The organism is Rhodococcus sp. LMD, from assembly GCF_056108245.1.
In genome coordinates this window covers 4,203,384-4,221,040 of sequence record NZ_CM148557.1, presented here as the reverse complement: position 1 = coordinate 4,221,040, position 17,657 = coordinate 4,203,384, and the positions used below count along the sequence as shown (strand labels likewise).

The following is a 17,657-nucleotide window of genomic DNA, read 5'->3' as shown; positions in this document are numbered from 1 at the left end:
GCGCCGGGGGAGGCTGTGCGGCGCAAAACACGATCAGAAGGCGGCTGATGAGTTCGGTTCTCGGGGTGACCGCAGGGACGAGTGCCGTCCGGATCGTTCGTCCGATCGATCCGGACGCACCCTCCGCGGGCTACCAGTTCCAGGTGGTCGAGACCAGACGGGACGACCCGGCACGCCTCGCGGCGCAGACCGTGGGCGTGCTCGTGCAGGCCGGCATCGCGGGGGAGAGCGTCGAGCGCGCGGGCCTGGTGTACCGCGACGCCGCCGAGGCCGAACGGCTCCGCGCCGCGATGGCCGAGCAGGGACTCGACCGCTACCGGCTCGTCGGCGAGTCCGAAGCCGCACTGACGTACCTGCGGGCCACCGGCGAGCTCACCGCCGACGTCGCGGTCCTCTACGACCTCGGCGCGTCCGGGCTCACCGTCACCGTCGCCGACCGCAGCACCGGCGCCGTGCACACCGAACGCACCGGGGCCGTCGCCGGGCGCCTGTTCGACGACGCGGTGCGCCTGCACCTGCTCGGCTCGGACGGCGTGTGGCGGCCCGACGACCCCGAGGACGAGGAGTTCGTCGCCCAGTGCCGGACGGCGAAGGAACAGCTGTCCGGCAGCGACGCCGTCGCCGTGCCGGGTGCCGCCGGCGTGATCCTCATGTCCCTGGAGACGTTCGAACCGCTGATCAACCCGCTCGTCGAGGGCTCGGCACGGTTCGTGCGCGACGTCGTGCAGCGGTCCGGCGCCCAGCCGGAGACGATCGTGCTGCTCGGCGGCGGGGCCCACGTCCGCCTGGTGCGCCGGGTGCTCGAGACGTGGACGAAGCTGCCCGTCGTGGTGCCGCACGAACCCGAACTCGTCCTGGCCAAGGGCGGCGCCCTGCGTGCCGTCGCCGCGGACACCGCGGTCACCGAACAACTCGCCGCCCCGGCCGCGACCGAACGCATCGTCCCGCCGGGCGGCACGGCGCCGCACCGCACCGAGAGGCTGCCGCGCCCCGCCACGCCCGCACCGGCCGACGAGACCAGGACACCGGGGCGGAAGCGGGCGGCGACCGCTCACGAACCGCACGTGTCCAAACGACAGATCAGCGGGGCCGGGCTGGCCGGCACCGCCCTGGGCGTCGTCGCCATGATCGGCCTGGCGCTGGGCGCCCAGAACACTCTCGCCGGCGACGACGAGTCGGACACCCGGCAGACCGAGGTGATCGTGACGACGCCGTCGCCGACCCCGCAGCCGGCACCCGCCGTCGCGCCGGCACCGGCACCGACGACCACCACGACCGTCCCGCCGGTCGAGGACCCCACGACCGAGCGCGTGGTACCGCCTCCGCCGCCCCCCGCCACGGCACCGCCGCCGTTGATCCCCGGCCTGAACATCCCGGTGCCGACGCTGCCGCCGCTACCGCCGCTGCCGACGATCGAAGTGCCGCCGGAGCTGCGGTTACCCATCTGACGGGCCCCGTCCGCTGCCGGGGACCCGCGAACCTGATGGCGCCCAGCGCGACAGGCTAGAGTACAAACGATGTTTTCGCCGCAGAACACCCCGCTGTGCGACTCGGTCACGCTTGCCTATCGGCGCGTGCGCGCCGAGCCCGGTCAGCTGACCGTGCTGCGGCGAGCCCTGGAACGCTGGCTCGACGCGGTGCACGTGAGCCCCGAGCTGGCCCGCGACGTGCTGCTGGCCAGCTACGAGGCCCTCGCCAACGCCGTCGAGCACGCCTACCGCGACGGTGCGTCGGGCACGCTCGACCTCGAGGCGACGCTGATCCCGGCCGACCGCCAGGTCGAGGTCGCCATCATCGACCGGGGCAGCTGGCGCGCAAACGACACCGACCCGAGCACGAGCTCGCGCGGGCACGGCCTCACCCTGATCAACTCCTTGGCGGACACGGCGACCGTGGCCCCGGCCGACAGCGGGACCGTCGTCACCATGCGCTGGAGCATCTGACGCCGGTCCGGCCGCCCGGGACTACTGGCGACGGCGGGGCAGCCGCACCACCTGGACGAAGAACTCGTCGATCTGCCGGACCGCCCCGATGAACTGGTCGAGGTCGACCGGCTTGGTGACGTACGCGTTGGCGTGCAGCCGGTAGCTGCGCAGGATGTCCTCCTCGGCGGCCGAGGTGGTGAGCACCACGACCGGGATGTCGGACAGATCCGGGTCGGACTTGATCTTCTCGAGGACCTGCCGCCCGTCGTACTTGGGCAGGTTGAGGTCGAGCAGGATCAGGTCGGGCCGCGGCGCCTCGGTGTAGGCGCCGCGCTGGTACAGGAAGTCCAGGGCCTCCTCGCCGTCGCGGACCACGTGCAGCTCGTTGCCGATCTTGTTGTCCTCGAAGGCCTCGCGGGTCATCAGCTCGTCGCCCGGGTCGTCTTCGACCAGCAGGACGTCGATGGGCTCGGCGGGGGTCATGCGGGGGCTCCTTCGAGGTCGGTGTCGGCCGGGGCGGGCTCTTCGGGTTCTTCGTCGGGCAGGGCCGGAACGGTGAAGCAGAACCGGGTGCCCTCGGTGTGCTCGGTGTCGATCCAGATCCTGCCACCGTGGTACTCGACGATCTTCTTGCACACCGCCAGCCCGATACCGGTGCCGGTGTAGACGTCGCGGCCGTGGAGACGCTGGAAGATGACGAACACCTTCTCGGCGAACTCGGGGTCGATGCCGATGCCGTTGTCCGCGACGCACAGCGTCCAGCTGCCGGGCCCGTCCTGGTCTCCCTCGTCCCGCTCGCAGGTGATCTGCAGGACGGGAGTGCGGTCGGGGTGGCGGAACTTGATCGCGTTGCCCAGCAGATTCTGCCAGAGCATCGTCAGCAGGGTCGGATCGCCCGTGATCTCGGGCAGGTTCTCGGGACGCTCGACCCGCGCGCCGGACTCGTCGATCGCCGCGGCGAGGTTGGCCAGCGCCTTGTCCAACTGCTGATCCAGGTCGACGCGTACGTGGTCGTCGCTGACCCGCCCGACGCGGGAGAAGGTCAGCAGGTCGTTGATGAGGACCTGCATGCGCTTGGCGCCGTCGACGGCGAACGCGATGTACTGGGCGCCGCGCTCGTCGAGCTTGTCGCCGTAGCGCTTCTCGAGCAGCTGGCAGAACGAGGCGACCTTGCGCAGCGGCTCCTGCAGGTCGTGGGAGGCGACGTAGGCGAACTGCTCGAGCTCGGCGTTCGAGCGCCGCAGTTCCTCGGCCTGGGTGTCGAGGTCGGCCTTCTGCTGGGCGAGTTGCTGGTGCTGGGCGTGGGCGGCGGCCAGCGCGAACACGATGCGCCCGCGCATCTCCTCGACGTCCCGGGCCAGGATCCGGATGTCCTTCGGGCCCTGAGGGTGGATGTGCTGGTCGAAGTTGCCGTCCGCGACGACCCGCCGCGTCGCCGCACGCAGGCTGACCAGCGGCATCGCGACGAGGTTGTGCACCAGGACCACCATGAGCAGGCCGGTGAGCAGGAAGCCCGCCACCATCGCCACCAGCACGGAGTTGCGGATGGTCCGGGCGTGGATCAGGTCGTCGTAGCCGTCCGCGCGGGCCTGGACGAGTGCCGCGTTCTGCTCCTCGAACAGGGTGCGCATGGCGTCGAACGTCGTCCGGCCGCGCTCGGTGGTCGCGGGATCCACCGGTGCGGGGACGCCGGGGACGACGCTCGCGACGAGCGGGTCGGCGTAGTCGGCGCGCCAGGCCTCGGCCGCTGCCTCGATCTCGTCGACGTCGGCGAGCAGCTCCGGATGGCCGGTGGTGAACTCGCGCATCCGGTCGGCGGCCTCCTGCTCGACGCGTTTGCCGGTCAGGTACGGGGCGAGGAACTCGACGTCGCCGGTGGCGGCATAGCCGCGGGCGCCGGTCTCCTGATCCAGCAGAGCCGCCTGCAGCCGGTATGCCTCGGCGCGGGCCGGTTGGATCTGGTCGACGAGCTCGTCGGTGATCTGGGCGGTGCGCTGGATGAAGTACCCGCCCACGATGGTGCCGAGAACGACGAACACGGCAAGGACCGCGAAGGCGACCTGGAACCAACTCTGGACCGTCAGCCGCGAGCGCACCCGCTCGACCTTGGGTTCGGGCTTCGACGGGTCTCTCATGCCTGCTCCGTTGCCTTCTCGCTCCATCGCACGTGCACCACGGCCACGTCGTCGCCGAGTCCTCCGTGACTTTCCGCCAGGGCCTCGGCCCGGTCGATCAGGGTGTCGACGAAGGCCTCGGGCGTCAGGTGACCCTCCTCGCGGGCCAGCCGCAGCAGCCCCTCCTCGCCGAGGCGTTCCCCGCCGTCGCCGACCCGGCCTTCGAACAGCCCGTCGGTGAACAACATGATGCCGCCGCCTTCCGGCAGCTCCAACTCGTGCACGGGCCACGTCGACACACCGGGCAGCAACCCGATGGCGGGTCCGCCGGGCGCCTCGACCCAGTCGACCCCCCGAGGGCTGTGCAGCAGCAGACCCGGATGCCCGGCGCGCATCACCTGCACCCGGCGCCGGTCCGGCGACATCGCGAGACTGGTGAGGGTGGCGAAGTGCCGTTCGTTCGCGCGCTCGGCGACCATGATCCGCTCGAGCTTCTGCAGCTGGGTGACACCCGTGACGCCGGTGACCACCAGGGTGCGCCAGGCGATGCGCAGGCTCACCCCGAGTGCGGCTTCGTCGGGACCGTGCCCGCTGACGTCGCCGATGAGCACGTGCACGGTGCCGTCCTCGGTCTGGACGACGTCGTAGAAGTCGCCGCCGAGCAGCGACTGTTCGCGTCCGGGCCGGTAGCGGGCCACGATGTCCACGTCGCCGGTGCCGTGCAGCATCGGCGACGGCAGCAGTCCGCGTTCGAGGCGGGCGTTCTCCCGGGCCTGCAGCCGGCTGGCCTGCAACGCGACGGCGGCGTGCTCGGCCTGCTTGCGCTGGATGGCGTAGCGCACGGTGCGGCCGAACAGGTCCGGCTCCACGCGTCCCTTGACGAGATAGTCCTGCGCGCCGGCGGCGACCGCCGCCAGGCCCGTCTGCTCCTCGGCGAGGCCGGTCAGTACCACGACCGGGACGCCGGCGGCGTACTGCTGGACCCGCGCGAGGGCGTCCATGCCCTGCGCGTCGGGCAGATGCAGATCCAGCAGGATGCAGTCGGGCAGGCCGGCGTCCAGTTCGGCGCGCGCCGCGGCCATCGTCTGAACCCATTCCAGGCGCATGCCCTGGGCGCTGTCCGCCACCAGTTCCTCGACGATGAGCGCGTCGCCCGCGTCGTCCTCGATCAGCAGGACCGACGGCTCCTCCCGGGCCCAGTCGGTGTCCAGAGCGACCGACGAAGTGGTGGTGCCGATTCCTGGTGGTGCGCCGGCAGGCCTGTGCTGCTCGGAGAACATGGCCCCTGCCCTTCGATCTCGCGTGCCGTGACTCCGGTTCCCTCGTTCCGGACGACAACAGAGGAAGAATACCTATCGTGCGCACGTTCCCCGACGCGCGCGGCCCCGGAAACGGTCACCGGGCATGCCGGCCCTTGCGGGCGACGGGCTCGGGGGCGCCGGGCCGGGCCAGCAGCGCGGCGATGCCGGTGGTCAGCGGAACGGACAGCGCCAGTGCGATGCCGCCCACACACGCCCGCACCACCTCGATGGCGACGGCGTCGCCGGTGAGCACGTCCGACATGGACCGGCCGGCGACGCTGAACAGCAGCAACAGCGGCAGGGCGCCACCGGCGTACGCCAGCACCAGGGTGTAGACCGTGCTGGCGATGTGGTCGCGGCCGACCCGCATCGCGGAGGAGAACACCTTCCGGCGCGAGGCGGTGGGGTCGAGGGCCGCCAGCTCGAACGCCGACGCCGCCTGGGTGATGGTCACGTCGTTGAGGACACCGAGGGAGCCGATGATGAAGCCGGCGAGCAGCAGGCCGGTGATGCTGACCTGTTCGAGGTACAGCTGCACGTCGGTGTTCTGTTCCTCGGACAGCCCGGTCAGGTGGGTCATCCGGATCGTGACGTACGAGAGCACGGCGGCGAGCAGCATCGACGCGAGGGTGCCGAGCAGGGCCGAACTGGTGCGCAGGTTGACCCCGTGCGCGAGATACAGCACGGCGTAGAGAATGATCGCGCCGCCGACCAGCGCGACGGGCACGGCGGGTTGGCCGTCGAGCAACGCGGGGAGCATGAACACCACGAGCACACCGAATGCGATCAGCAGGCCGATCAGGGCGCGCAGGCCGCGCCAGCGGGCGACGGCGACGATGACCACGGCGAAGGCCGTGATGATGAGCGCGATCGGGAGGCCGCGGGCGTAGTCGTAGAACGAGTACTGGGTGGCGCCGGACGGGTCGACCTGCCGCACGAGCCGGATCTCCTCGCCGACGCGCAGGTCGGGCTGCCCCGGGCCCGGCCCGATCTCGAGCAGGGTGCGGGTGCCCTCGTTGGGGCCCGAATCGATCGTGACGATGCTGCGCTGGCACTGGTAGGCCTCGGTGGGAGGCGGGACGGGGTCGCCGGTGAAGGGGCGGCCGGCCGAACTGCTGCCGCACGCGCCGATGTCCTGTTCGACGACGGTGCCGGCCTCGGTGACGACGGCTCCGCCGCCGGTGGTCTGGAGCGGGGCCGGGATGTCGACGGCCTCGCGGCTCGGCCACAGGGCGACGGCGCCCGCCAGCACGGCGATGCCGATCACGACGAGGAGTCCGACGACGACCTTCGCGGCGGTGGGTCCGACGGGGACGGGTCCGGAGAAGTGGCCGTGTCCGTGCCCGTGTCCGTGTCCGTGGCTGGGGTCGGTGGGCTCTGCTCGTGTCACCGACACAGGGTAACGACGTGGTCTCGGTGAGGTCGCATCGCGGAGTCCGCGGTCACTCGCGGGGGAGATGGGCTGGTGGTGGCGGGGAGCAGGGGGGGTGTCCCCGCCACCGTCGACCTGATCTCGCACAGGGGGGTGGCGATGATCAGGGAGCCCAGCACGCTGAGGTGCCGTAGACAAACGTACTGCTTCTGTCGGTCCGACGGGTAGTACCTACGGTGTGTCGGTCCTCACCGGAACCCGGCCGAACGCTCGTTCCCGGTTCGTGGTCGACGTCCCGGCCTGCGGCGATGCAGTTCGCATGGGGGTACATATACATTCGACAACGTTCGGCGTGTCGCGCATCCCGGGCGTGTCGTGACGGCGGTCGATTCTCGTGGAGATCACTGCTTGTAGCTGGACAGGAAGTTGCCGAACCGTTCGATGGCCACCGCGAGGTCGCGGGCCCAGGGCAGCGTCACGATCCGCAGATGGTCCGGATCCGGCCAGTTGAAGCCGGTGCCCTGCACCATCAGGATCTTCTCCTGCAGCAACAGGTCCTGGACCAGCTTCTCGTCGTCGTGGATCTCGTACACGTCCGGATCGAGGCGCGGGAAGGCGTACAGGGCGCCGCGGGGCTTGACGCAGCTCACCCCGGGGATCGAGTTCAGGCGCTCCCACGCGACGTCGCGCTGCTCGAGCAGCCGGCCACCGGGCAGGATCAGGTCCTCGATGCTCTGATGCCCGCCGAGCGCGACCTGGATCGCGTGCTGAGCCGGCACGTTGGGGCACAGGCGGGTCGAGGCGAGCAGGTCGATGCCCTCGAGGAAGCCGGCCGCGTGCTCCTTCGGACCGGTGATCGTCATCCACCCCGACCGGTATCCGGCCACCCGGTAGGCCTTCGACAGGCCGTTGTAGGTCAGGCACAGCAGGTCGGGGGCGAGGGTGGCCAGGGAGATGTGCTTGGCGTCGTCGTAGAGGATCTTGTCGTAGATCTCGTCGGCCAGGAGCAGCAGCTGGTGCCGGCGGGCCAGCTGCACCAGCTGTTCGAGCACCTCGAGCGAGTACACGGCGCCCGTCGGGTTGTTCGGGTTGATGACCAGCAGGGCCTTGGTCTTGTCCGTGATCTTCGACTCGATGTCCTCGATGTCGGGATTCCACTCGTTGGACTCGTCGCACAGGTAGTGCACCGGCGTGCCCCCGGCCAGGGACGTCATCGCCGTCCACAGCGGGTAGTCCGGCGCCGGGATCAGCACCTCGTCGCCGTCGTCGAGCAGGGCCTGCATCGTCATCGTGATCAGCTCGGAGACGCCGTTGCCGAGGTAGACGTCGTTGATGTCGAGCTTCGGGAAGCCCGGCACGAGTTCGTAGCGGGTGACGATGGCCCGGCGCGCCGACGCGATGCCCTTCGACTCCGAGTAACCCTGGGCGTGGGGCAGCGCGGCGATCATGTCCTGCACGATCGTCTCCGGCGCCTCGAACCCGAACGGCGCCGGGTTGCCGATGTTGAGCTTGAGGATGCGGTGCCCCTCCGCCTCGAGCCGCGCGGCGTGCGCGTGCACCGGCCCGCGGATCTCGTACAGCACGTTCTGCAGCTTCGCGGACTGCTCGAGTTTCCGGCTGATGCGGTGGTGAAGGTGGCCCTGTTCTCCTGTACTCACGGCGTCCATGGTGCCACCCGTCCGCAACCGGGTTTCAGCCGGATTTGGGGCGCGTCGCCGCGTCCACCGCGACGTTCGGCCCGAAAAGTGCAATCATGACGACTTGTGACCGTGGCGTCGGGGTGACGCGCGGGTGGATTGAGGAGTCGTACGGTATGGCACAGGGAACTGTGAAGTGGTTCAACGCCGAAAAGGGTTTCGGCTTCATCGAGCAGGACGGCGGTGGACCCGACGTGTTCGTTCACTACTCGGAGATCCAGGGTTCCGGTTTCAAGTCGCTGGACGAAGGGGCCCGGGTCGAGTTCGAGATCGGACAGGGACAGAAGGGTCCGCAGGCCCAGGGGGTTCGTCCCATCTGAGCGGGTTCGTCCCGACAATTCGGCGGCGCTGCACCTTCGGTGCGGCGCCGCTGCTGCTTTCGGTCCAGGTCACAACCCATTGGGCAGTTCGTCTCTTTTGTCCTACCATTCGGTAACATTCCGGCGCGTCGCGGGCATACGCATGTGGGAACCGTGATGTTCGGGGGATGGGCGAGACAACCAGGGGGTTGGTGTAGATGGTGGGGGACGGTGCCGCTGTGGCGCAGTGGCGGGACCGCAAGCGATACCTGTGGCTGTGCGGGCTCGCCGTCCCGCTGAGCCCGTTCGTCGCGTGGGTGCTCGTCGAGTACCTGCGTCTGGGACTCTTCTGGGCGTTCGGCGCGCTGCTGATCGCGGTGATCGTCCCGCTCGTCGATCGATTCACCGGCGTCGACAAGGCCAACCCGCCGGAAGAACTCGTGCGTGAGCTCGAGGAGGACCGGTACTACCGCTGGTGCACCTACCTGTACCTGCCGCTGCAGTACGCCGGTCTCGTCTTCGCCTGCTGGGTCTGGACCGTCGCGCCGATGGGCTGGCCCGAGCGGTTCGCGATGGCCGCCACCGTCGGCGTGGTCGGCGGCGTCGGCATCAACGCCGCGCACGAGCTCGGGCACAAGCGCACCGACCTCGAACGCCGGCTCGCCAAGATCGCCCTCGCCCAGTCCGGGTACGGGCATTTCTTCGTCGAACACAACCACGGTCACCATCTGCGCGTCGCCACCCCAGAGGACGCCGCGACGGCCCGGTTCGGCGAGACGTACTGGAAGTTCCTGCCGCGCTCGGTGTTCGGTGGCGTCCGGTCGGGCTGGCGGTACGAGCGCGACCGCCTGGCCCGTCGCGGGCTGCCCTGGTGGAGTCCCCGCAACAACGTCCTGAACGCCTGGGCGCTGACCGTCGTGCTGTACGCCGGGCTGATCGCGGTGTTCGGGTGGTCCGTCGCGCCGTGGCTGATCGTGCAGGCGGTCCTGGCGGTGATGTTCCTCGAGGCCGCCAACTACCTCGAGCACTACGGCCTGCTGCGCGAGCAGCGACCCGACGGTTCCTACGTGCGTGTGGCGCCCCGGCACAGCTGGAACAGCGACCACAGCTGCAGCAACCTGTTCCTCTACCACCTGCAGCGGCACAGCGACCACCACGCCAATCCGCTGCGGCGCTACCAGACGCTGCGCACGATGGAGGAGGCGCCGCAGCTGCCCGCCGGCTACGCCGTCATGATCCTGCTGTCGTTCGTTCCGCCGCTGTGGCGCAAGGTGATGGACCCGCGACTGCTCGACCACTACGACGGTGACGTCTCGCGCGTGAACCTCGATCCCGCACGTCGCGAGGAGCTCATCGCCCGGCACAGCTGACACCCGTATCCGGATGCTTGCACCCGATGCGGCCGTCGAATTCGGGTGCAAGGACGCGATATCCGGCGCAAGCTCGGCTGTCCACAACCGGGCGATCCATCCACAGATCGAGTCGGTCCCGCCGTCGTCGCAGTGTGCGCCCGGCCCGATACGGCACTGTGACCGCATGGGCGACGAACACGACATCATCCGGCGCGCTGCGGCCCTCGAGCGGGGCGTCAGCGATCGCGAGATCCGGCGACTGTGCGGGCGCGGGCACTGGCACCGCGTCCACCGCGGCGCTTACCTGCCGGCCGAGAGTTATTCGCAGCTCGACGAATACGGCCGCCACCACCGCCGGGCCGTCGCGGTGGCCGGGGCGATCCGTTCCGACGCCGCGCTCAGCCACGTCTCGGCCGCCGTCCTGCACGGCCTCGCCCTGTGGCACACCCCGCTGGACGACGTCCACCTGACCCGCAACCGCGCCGGGGGAGCGAAGCGCACGCCGGGACGGAACCTGCATGCGTCGCCGTTCGCTCCCGACGAGGTCACCGAGATCGACGGAGCGCGCGTGCTGACCGTCGCGCGCACCGTCGCCGACCTCGCCCGCACCCTTCCGTTCGAGCAGGCCGTCGTCGCAGGGGACCACGCCCTGCACACGTGCGGGATCTCCGTCGCCGACGTGACCGATGCGCTGGCGCGCAACGTCCGCCACCCCGGTCATGCGAAGGGCCTGCGCGCGGCGCAGTTCATGGACGGACGGAGCGAGAGCGTCGGCGAGTCCCGCAGCCGCGTGCTGTTCGTCCGCGCCGGACTTCCGATACCACTGACCCAGGCGACGGTCCACGACGCCCGGGGACGGTGGCTGGCCCGGGTCGATTTCCTGCTCCCGGACCACGGCGTGATCGGTGAGTTCGACGGACGCGTGAAGTACCGGGGCGACGACGTCGCGCCGGAGGAGACGGTGTGGCGGGAGAAGCAGCGTGAGGATCGTCTGCGCGACGCCGGCTGGACCGTGGTGCGCTGGGTGTGGGACGAGCTGGCCGTACCCCTGGTGGTCGCCGACCGCATCCGGGAGGCGATCACGCGGGCCGCGCGGGGCCCGCGGCCCACCGGGACGTTCAGGGTCTGAGGTCGAGCTTGCACCCGTCGTCGCGTGCTTGCCCCCGCTGTGGGCGTACGCAAGGGGTGCAAGGACGGTAGAAAGGGTGTCTGCTCGGGAAGACGACGACGCCCCCCACACGAGGTGGGGGGCGTCGCTGGCGTTACGAGCGCCGGCCGGGGGCCTTGGCGCCGGACCGGAAGCCCAGCGCGCCGGGCTTGGCCTGCGGGGGAGCCGGGGACTCGGCGCCATTGGTCGGCGAGGCCTCGGCGCCATTGGTCGGCGTTGCCTCCGCACCGTTGGTCGGCGTTGCCTCCGCGCCGTTGGTCGACTGCGTCTCGGGCTCCGGTGCCTTCTCCGGCGGGGCGTCCGGATCGGGTGCCTCACCCGGGGGTGCGTGCGCCGGTTCCGGTGCCTTTTCGGGGGCCGCGGGCTTCTCAGCCGGCTCGGGCTTTCCAGCCGGCTCGGACTTCTCGGCTGGAGCTGTCGGCGCGGCGGCCTTGCGGGCGCCGGGAGCCTTTGCTCCACCCTTGAAGGCCAGGCCGCCCGGCTTCGCCTTCGGCGGCTCGGGAGCCGTCGAAGTCTCGGCAGCGGGTGCTTCCGCAGCCGGTGCTTCCGCAGCGGGTGCTTCCGCGGAGGCGGGAGCCTCGGTGGCGGGAGCCTTGGCGGCCGGAGCCGCCGGGGCGGCCTTCTTGGCGCCCGGGGCCTTGAGCCCGCCCTTCATCTGCAGCCCGCCCGGCTTGGCCTTCGGGACCGACGGTGCGGCCGGTGCCTCGGCAGCCGGCGCCTCCGCGGCGGGAGCCTCGGCGGCCGGAGCTGCCGGGGCGGCCTTCTTGGCGCCCGGGGCCTTGAGCCCGCCCTTCATCTGCAGCCCGCCCGGCTTCGCCTTCGGCGCAGCCGGTGCCTCGGCAGGAGCGGATTCGGCGGCCGGAGCCGCCGGGGCGGCCTTCTTGGCGCCCGGGGCCTTGAGCCCGCCCTTCATCTGCAGTCCGCCCGGCTTGGCGGCGGGTGCAGCGGGAGCTTCGGCTGCGGCGCCGTCACCGGAAGCCTTCGCGCCGGGAGCCTTCAGACCGCCCTTCATCTGCAGTCCGCCCGGCTTCGCGCCGGGAGCCTTGGCGGCGCCCTTCATCTGAAGACCATCGGCCGGGGCCGTCTTGGGGGCTGCCGGCGTCGCGGCCGCCTCCTCGATCTCCTCGACGCGTTCCTTCTCCTCGGTCTCGGCGACGGCCTCGGACGCCACGGCGGCGCCCTTCGAGTCCGCGGCCGGGGCGGGAGCGGGCCGCTCACTCGGGATCACCTTGAGGTTCTCGCCGAGCTGCGCCGGTTCGAGACGCGTGATCGAGTCGAGCATGAGCTGCGCGACGTCGACGACCTCGACGCCCTCACCCTCGCCCTTCTCCTGGCGAGCGGTGACACCGTCGTTGAGCATGACGCGGCAGAACGGGCAGCCGGTGGCGATCTTCGACGGACTCGTCGACAGCGCTTCGTCGACGCGGTCGATGTTGATCCGCTTGCCGATCTTCTCTTCCATCCACATGCGGGCACCACCGGCACCACAGCACATGGATCGCTCGCCGTGCCGCGGCATCTCGGTGAGCTTCGCACCGGACGCTGCCATGAGCTCGCGCGGCGCGTCGTACACCTTGTTGTGGCGGCCGAGGAAGCAGGGATCGTGGTAGGTCACGTCCTGGCTCACCGACGCCACCGGCACCAGCTTCTTCTGCCGCACGAGGCGGTTGAGCAGCTGGGTGTGGTGGACGACCTCGTAGTTACCGCCGACCTGCGGGTACTCGTTGTTGAGCGCGTTGAAGCAGTGCGCACAGGTGACGACGATCTTGCGCTTGGAGTCCTCGACGCCTTCGAACACCGAGTTCAGCGTCTCGATGTTCTGCATCGCGAGCTGCTGGAACAGGAACTCGTTGCCCGCGCGACGTGCCGAGTCGCCGGTGCAGGTCTCCTCGGCGCCGAGCACCATGAACTTCACGCCGGCGGTCGCGAGCAACTCGGCGACGGCCTTGGTGGTCTTCTTGGCCCGGTCCTCGTAGGCACCGGCGCAGCCGACCCAGAACAGGTACTCGTAGTCGGCGAAGGTGTCCGCGTCCTGACCGAACACCGGAACGTCGAAGTCGAGTTCGGAGATCCAGTTGAGCCGGTCCTTGGCGTTCTGGCCCCACGGGTTGCCCTTGTTCTCGAGGTTCTTGAACAGACCCGCGAGCTCGGACGGGAAGTCGGACTCGATGAGCACCTGGTAGCGGCGCATGTCGATGATGTGGTCGACGTGCTCGATGTCCACCGGGCACTGCTCGACGCAGGCACCGCAGTTGGTGCAGCTCCACAGCGTTTCCGTGTCGATGACGGGCGCGAGCTCGCCCTCGACGGTCTCGCCGACGAGCCTGCGGTCGGTCTCGGCCAGCGCTGCGGCCGGGATCTTTCCGAGCTTGGCTTCGTCCGGGTTGCCCTCGGCGTCGACCAGCCCGATCTCGTCGCCGCCGAGGTCCTTGCGGCCACCGGCGAGCAGGTAGGGCGCCTTGGCGTAGCCGTGGTCGCGCAGCGAGGTGATGAGCAGCTTGGGCGACAGCGGCTTGCCGGTGTTCCAGGCCGGGCACTGCGACTGGCAGCGGCCGCACTCGGTGCACGTGGTGAAGTCGAGCCAGCCCTTCCAGGAGAAGTCCTCGATCTTCCCGGCACCGAAGGTGTCGGTGTCCGGATCGGCCGTCTCCATGTCGATGGCCTTGCCCTTCGACGTCATCGGCTTCGCGGCACCGAGGGCGACGCCACCGTCGTCTTCACGCTTGAAGTAGATGTTGAAGAACGCGGCGAAGCGGTGCCAGGCGACACCCCACGTGATGTTGCGGCCGACGACGTACAGCCAGATCATGCCGGACATCAACTTCACGAACGCGAAGATCGACACCATCACGGCGCTCGCCGGCAGCAGCTTGGCGAGGTTCATCGTGAAGAAGTCGGTCCACGGGTTGGCGTGGCCGTAGGTCGCGATCTTGCCGGCCTTGACGAAGATCATGCCGAGGCCCTCGATGAGGACGACGGTCTCGACGAAGTACGCCGCCCGGAAGTCGGAGCCGGCGAAACGCGAGAGCCGCTCGGGCTTCCGCGGGTGGTTCAGCTGCCGAATGATGATCAGGGCAGTGATGCCGATCACGGTTCCGAGGCCGAGCAGTTCGTCGATCAGGTGGTAGACGGCGGTGTTGCCGATCAGCGGCCAGTGGAACGCCGGGTCGAAGGTCTGGCCGTAGGCCTCGAACCAGACGATCGCGCCGAGCATGAAGCCGACCATCACCAGCCAGTGGGCCCAGCCCACGGTGCGGAACTTGCTCATCCGGGTGTGTGCGACGAACTCGACGAGCATCTGCTTGAAGCGCGGGAAGAACGGCTGCCACCGATCCGGAGCCGGCTGGCCGATCCGGACGACGTTGACCATCTTCATCGCGCCACCGATGAACGAGTACCAGCACACCAGACTGAGCAGCACGCCGATCGTGCCCAACGTGATCGTCAGGGCATTCATAGGTGGCCTTTCGTGTCGGGGGCGGCCGCGGCCGCCTGGTATAAGCCCACGCATCGTAACCCGAACTAAGTTACCAGCCGGTAGCTATAGGAAGTTACCGGCCAGTAGTCTAGTCTCGCGGTGCTGCGGCGCGGTGCCTGGTGGAGGTCGACCGCGTGGGGGGCGGCCGAATTGCCGCATCGCGCCGTAGCGTGAGTGTCCGCCCACGGTAAGCGTTAAACCTTTCGACTCATTGAGTCAGGCATACCTAACGTGCGGTAACCGGTCACGCTTCGGCATCCCTACCGTCGAGTCGGGCAACAGACCGGCAACGGATTCGGCACATTCCGGACGCGACGATCCCTGTGATGTCGGTTATGATGCTGCGCGAGATGTGCTTCGCGCACCCGCGATCAGGGCCTACGGTGCGCAGGGGCGCATTGGTGTCAGAACTTGGGGGGCGTCCGTCGGGGGCGTGCGCCGAAGTCACAGAACGGAATCGAATGAAGTTCAGGAAGCTCGCCGCCGTGGCGGCGATGACCATCGCTGCCGTCGGCCTCACCGCCGGCACGTCCTACGCCGCTCCGGCGGTCACGGCACCGGAGAAGATCAACTACGAGACCAAGGCGGAGGGCGACTCCGTCGTCACCGTCATCGACGCCGGTTCGTTCGCCGTGTCCGGCGACGGCAAGAGTGTGGAACTGCAGGACAGCGACGGCAACGCCGTCGTGAGCCTGCCGCTGGCCATCCAGCTCGGCGACCTTCAGTTGCCGTTCGAGCGGGAGATCAGCGAGGACGGCAAGACCCTCACCCTGACCCCGGTCGTCGACCCGGCCAAGGCCACCCCGGTCGAGCCCGAGGACAAGGTGGCTCCGGGTCTCAACCCCGTCAGCCTGAAGCTGAACGACGTCGCCTCGCCCGAGGAGAACCTGAAGGCGCAGCAGAACTTCGCCTCGCAGCTGGGCATCGCGACCGCCGTCGGCGGTCTGGTCGGCACCATCATCGGTGCGATCGCGGGTTGCATCGTCGGAGTCGGCGTCGGTTGCATCCCGGGTGCCACCATCGGCGGCATCATCGGCACCATCGTCGCCGGTGGTCCGACCCTGGTCGTTGCGGGTATCGGCCTGATCAACACCCTCATGGCGCCCCCGGGCACCACGGAGTGGGCCGAGAAGTAGTTCTCGCGCCAAAGCCACTGCGGCCCCGTCACCGTTCCGGTGGCGGGGCCGCAGTCGTTTTCTCTCGGCATCCTCAGGAGTTGAGGGTGATCAGCCGGAAAAGGTGCACCACGAGCTCGGCGGCATAGACCACCACATCGACCCCGACCAGCAACAGATCTGTTGACACCGGCCACTCACCTTCTGTCGAACCGGCCGTCAGCGGACGCCGGGATATGCAACAGTCCGGCCGCGGAACACTCCGCAGCCGGACTTCGGGACGCTCAGGATCCTAAACCGGTCGGCTGGTTTCCGATCGTCGCGCCCGGTGCGACACGCCGCACAGCACGAGGGCCCGCCTCCGGTCGGAGGCGGGCCCTCGTGGACCACTCACAGTGACGCTCTCACAGAGCGACGATCACCAGGTGCGCACGCGCAACCCGGGGTTCTCGGCGAGGACCGCGGAGATCGGCGTCGCGAACAGCTCCGGCGACTCGCCGAGCAGACCGCTGACCACGCCGGCGATCTCGCACATGCCGTACTGGCCGACGTTCGAGGCGCTGGAGATGCCCAGGGCGAGGGTGCCGGTGACGATCGTGCCGCCGCTGTCGCCCTGCAGGGCGCACAGGTTGGTGGAGAAGCCGTCCCTCAGCACCCGGTGGCCGACCTCGACGGTCTGACCCGCCGCGGTCACGACACCGCAGCTGTAGCCCGAGCGGACGCCGGACTTGCACGCGGGCGCACCGACGACGGGCTCGGCGATACCGGTGATCGGCAGCGGCGCCGCGAGCGGCACCCGCACCCCGTTGTTCTCGAACCGGCCCTGTGCCTCGGCGGTGGGCCGGATCAGGGCGTAGTCGTGGCCGTCCAGGCTGGTCTTCTCGAAGGTGCCGAGCTGCTGGCCGAGTTCCTCGCCGATCAGGTGGTACACCTTCGACGCGTACTCGGTGCCGGCGGACGGCCGGTTCGGGTCGCAGTGCCCGGCGGTGATGTTGACCGGCCGGTCCGAGCCGTCGACGGCGTTGAAGCCGAGCGAGCAGCGCAGACCATCGCCGGCGCCGAGGGCGGCGTAGGCGTCCCCGCCGAACAGGGCCGTGGGGGCGGCGAGATCGGCGACGGGCTGCAGGTCTCCTGCGGCCGGCTCCGGGACGAGCGGTGCGGGCGCGAACAGCACCCGGGCGCCCTGCAGGAAGTCGGGCAGCTCGATCCCGGCGACGTTCTCGGTGCGCAGCACGACGTCGTTGTGCACGACGTCGATGGCGACGCCGCGCACCAGGTCGGCGACGGCGGGCGGCTGGGTGGCCAGCCAGTCGTTCAGCGCCTTCAGTTCGTCGCGCAGCTGCGTCTCGGTGCGGTCGGTGTCCTCGACGGTGAATCCGGCGTCCTCGGCGGCCTCGCGGGCGGCGTCGTAGCCCTCACCCTCGGTCAGCCCCACCTTCGGCGTGCCGTCCTGCTCGAGCCACACACCGGAGAACACGGCAGCGAACTGCTCCCGCGCCGTCTCGGCGAAGCGGGCCAGCTCCTGGCTGCGGGCAGCGTCCGTCAGGTACCGCTCGGGGCTCATCTGCAGGTCCCGGGCCAGCGCCTCCACGAGTTCGTTCGGCAGCGCCGTCGCCTCGATCGGGGCCGGTTCGGCCTGGGCGATGGCGGCGGCGGGGCCGAACAGCATGAGCGCTGCCGAACCGTAGACCGCTGCTCGACGGGCGAAGGAGCGTCGCATGGATGCCTTCCTCGTTGATCTCCGCGACGGTGCGCGGAGATGCCGGCCCCGGGCGGGCCGGTGCTGGACGGGACGATCATAGGGGCTCGGCGGCGTGTACACCCAGCCGCGCGAAC

Annotated in this window: 13 protein-coding genes; 6 read left to right on the top strand and 7 right to left on the bottom strand. The window is 69.9% G+C overall.

Going from position 1 to position 17,657, the window contains the following annotated elements:
* The first annotated feature begins 47 nt into the window (after nucleotides 1–47).
* Together ACWPQI_RS19285 and ACWPQI_RS19280 are read left to right on the top strand one after the other, a co-directional pair.
* A complete protein-coding gene (locus ACWPQI_RS19285) occupies nucleotides 48–1,448 on the top strand; it encodes a DUF7159 family protein (protein ID WP_474738440.1) in 1,401 nt (466 codons plus the stop codon).
* A gap of 69 nt (nucleotides 1,449–1,517) precedes the next feature.
* Nucleotides 1,518–1,943, top strand: a complete 426-nt coding sequence (locus tag ACWPQI_RS19280; protein WP_010593278.1) for an ATP-binding protein — start codon at nucleotides 1,518–1,520, stop codon at nucleotides 1,941–1,943.
* A 21-nt stretch (nucleotides 1,944–1,964) separates the two neighbouring features.
* Here the strand turns inward: ACWPQI_RS19280 and ACWPQI_RS19275 are convergent, their stop codons facing one another.
* The 5 genes from ACWPQI_RS19275 to ACWPQI_RS19255 all read right to left on the bottom strand — a co-directional run bounded on the left by ACWPQI_RS19275 (nucleotide 1,965) and on the right by ACWPQI_RS19255 (nucleotide 8,379).
* A complete protein-coding gene (locus tag ACWPQI_RS19275) occupies nucleotides 1,965–2,408 on the bottom strand; it encodes a response regulator (RefSeq protein ID WP_003938889.1) in 444 nt (147 codons plus the stop codon).
* On the bottom strand, nucleotides 2,405–4,060 hold the full coding sequence (locus ACWPQI_RS19270; RefSeq protein ID WP_017682226.1) for a sensor histidine kinase: 1,656 nt from the start codon (nucleotides 4,058–4,060) through the stop codon (nucleotides 2,405–2,407). The genes ACWPQI_RS19275 and ACWPQI_RS19270 overlap by 4 nt, the downstream gene beginning before the upstream one ends.
* Entirely contained in the window at nucleotides 4,057–5,319 is a 1,263-nt protein-coding gene (locus ACWPQI_RS19265) for a PP2C family protein-serine/threonine phosphatase (protein WP_017682225.1), read from the bottom strand. Before ACWPQI_RS19265 ends, ACWPQI_RS19270 begins: the two co-directional genes overlap by 4 nt.
* A gap of 115 nt (nucleotides 5,320–5,434) precedes the next feature.
* Complete coding sequence (locus ACWPQI_RS19260; protein ID WP_474738439.1) at nucleotides 5,435–6,736, bottom strand: YibE/F family protein; 1,302 nt, start codon at nucleotides 6,734–6,736, stop codon at nucleotides 5,435–5,437.
* 377 nt (nucleotides 6,737–7,113) lie between these two features.
* Nucleotides 7,114–8,379 carry a pyridoxal phosphate-dependent aminotransferase gene (locus ACWPQI_RS19255; RefSeq protein ID WP_017682223.1) on the bottom strand — a complete coding sequence of 422 codons (1,266 nt, stop codon included), beginning with the start codon at nucleotides 8,377–8,379 and terminating at the stop codon, nucleotides 7,114–7,116.
* Between the two features lie 146 nt (nucleotides 8,380–8,525).
* Here ACWPQI_RS19255 and ACWPQI_RS19250 point away from each other — a divergent pair, with 146 nt between their 5' ends.
* The 3 genes from ACWPQI_RS19250 (at nucleotide 8,526) to ACWPQI_RS19240 (ending at nucleotide 11,189) form a co-directional block, all read left to right on the top strand.
* Nucleotides 8,526–8,729: a cold-shock protein gene (locus tag ACWPQI_RS19250; protein ID WP_003938894.1), complete on the top strand. Its 204-nt coding sequence runs from the start codon at nucleotides 8,526–8,528 to the stop codon at nucleotides 8,727–8,729.
* A 197-nt stretch (nucleotides 8,730–8,926) separates the two neighbouring features.
* Nucleotides 8,927–10,078 (top strand): alkane 1-monooxygenase, encoded by a 1,152-nt coding sequence (locus ACWPQI_RS19245; RefSeq protein WP_010593273.1) that lies wholly within the window; start codon nucleotides 8,927–8,929, stop codon nucleotides 10,076–10,078.
* Nucleotides 10,079–10,244: 166 nt separating this feature from the next.
* Nucleotides 10,245–11,189, top strand: a complete 945-nt coding sequence (locus ACWPQI_RS19240; protein WP_048772063.1) for a type IV toxin-antitoxin system AbiEi family antitoxin domain-containing protein — start codon at nucleotides 10,245–10,247, stop codon at nucleotides 11,187–11,189.
* A gap of 133 nt (nucleotides 11,190–11,322) precedes the next feature.
* On the opposite strand, the gene ACWPQI_RS19235 is transcribed toward ACWPQI_RS19240, so the two are convergent.
* Nucleotides 11,323–14,685: a (Fe-S)-binding protein gene (locus ACWPQI_RS19235; RefSeq protein WP_048772065.1), complete on the bottom strand. Its 3,363-nt coding sequence runs from the start codon at nucleotides 14,683–14,685 to the stop codon at nucleotides 11,323–11,325.
* A gap of 482 nt (nucleotides 14,686–15,167) precedes the next feature.
* Here ACWPQI_RS19235 and ACWPQI_RS19230 point away from each other — a divergent pair, with 482 nt between their 5' ends.
* Nucleotides 15,168–15,842 carry a DUF8020 domain-containing protein gene (locus ACWPQI_RS19230; RefSeq protein ID WP_017682337.1) on the top strand — a complete coding sequence of 225 codons (675 nt, stop codon included), beginning with the start codon at nucleotides 15,168–15,170 and terminating at the stop codon, nucleotides 15,840–15,842.
* Between the two features lie 397 nt (nucleotides 15,843–16,239).
* Here ACWPQI_RS19230 and ACWPQI_RS19225 read toward each other — a convergent pair whose 3' ends face one another.
* Entirely contained in the window at nucleotides 16,240–17,541 is a 1,302-nt protein-coding gene (locus ACWPQI_RS19225) for a S1 family peptidase (protein WP_040270589.1), read from the bottom strand.
* Between the last annotated feature and the right edge of the window lie 116 nt (nucleotides 17,542–17,657).

Excerpts from the sequence above, each read along its gene's own strand:
- ACWPQI_RS19240 (WP_048772063.1), top strand. The coding sequence starts at position 10,245 with ATGGGCGACGAACACGACATCATCCGGCGCGCTGCGGCCCTCGAGCGG.
- ACWPQI_RS19250 (WP_003938894.1), top strand. The coding sequence starts at position 8,526 with ATGGCACAGGGAACTGTGAAGTGGTTCAACGCCGAAAAGGGTTTCGGC.
- ACWPQI_RS19230 (WP_017682337.1), top strand. The coding sequence starts at position 15,168 with ATGAAGTTCAGGAAGCTCGCCGCCGTGGCGGCGATGACCATCGCTGCC.
- ACWPQI_RS19235 (WP_048772065.1), bottom strand. The coding sequence starts at position 14,685 with ATGAATGCCCTGACGATCACGTTGGGCACGATCGGCGTGCTGCTCAGT.
- ACWPQI_RS19270 (WP_017682226.1), bottom strand. The coding sequence starts at position 4,060 with ATGAGAGACCCGTCGAAGCCCGAACCCAAGGTCGAGCGGGTGCGCTCG.
- ACWPQI_RS19255 (WP_017682223.1), bottom strand. The coding sequence starts at position 8,379 with ATGGACGCCGTGAGTACAGGAGAACAGGGCCACCTTCACCACCGCATC.
- ACWPQI_RS19275 (WP_003938889.1), bottom strand. The coding sequence starts at position 2,408 with ATGACCCCCGCCGAGCCCATCGACGTCCTGCTGGTCGAAGACGACCCG.
- ACWPQI_RS19225 (WP_040270589.1), bottom strand. The coding sequence starts at position 17,541 with ATGCGACGCTCCTTCGCCCGTCGAGCAGCGGTCTACGGTTCGGCAGCG.
- ACWPQI_RS19285 (WP_474738440.1), top strand. The coding sequence starts at position 48 with ATGAGTTCGGTTCTCGGGGTGACCGCAGGGACGAGTGCCGTCCGGATC.
- ACWPQI_RS19280 (WP_010593278.1), top strand. The coding sequence starts at position 1,518 with ATGTTTTCGCCGCAGAACACCCCGCTGTGCGACTCGGTCACGCTTGCC.
- ACWPQI_RS19265 (WP_017682225.1), bottom strand. The coding sequence starts at position 5,319 with ATGTTCTCCGAGCAGCACAGGCCTGCCGGCGCACCACCAGGAATCGGC.
- ACWPQI_RS19245 (WP_010593273.1), top strand. The coding sequence starts at position 8,927 with ATGGTGGGGGACGGTGCCGCTGTGGCGCAGTGGCGGGACCGCAAGCGA.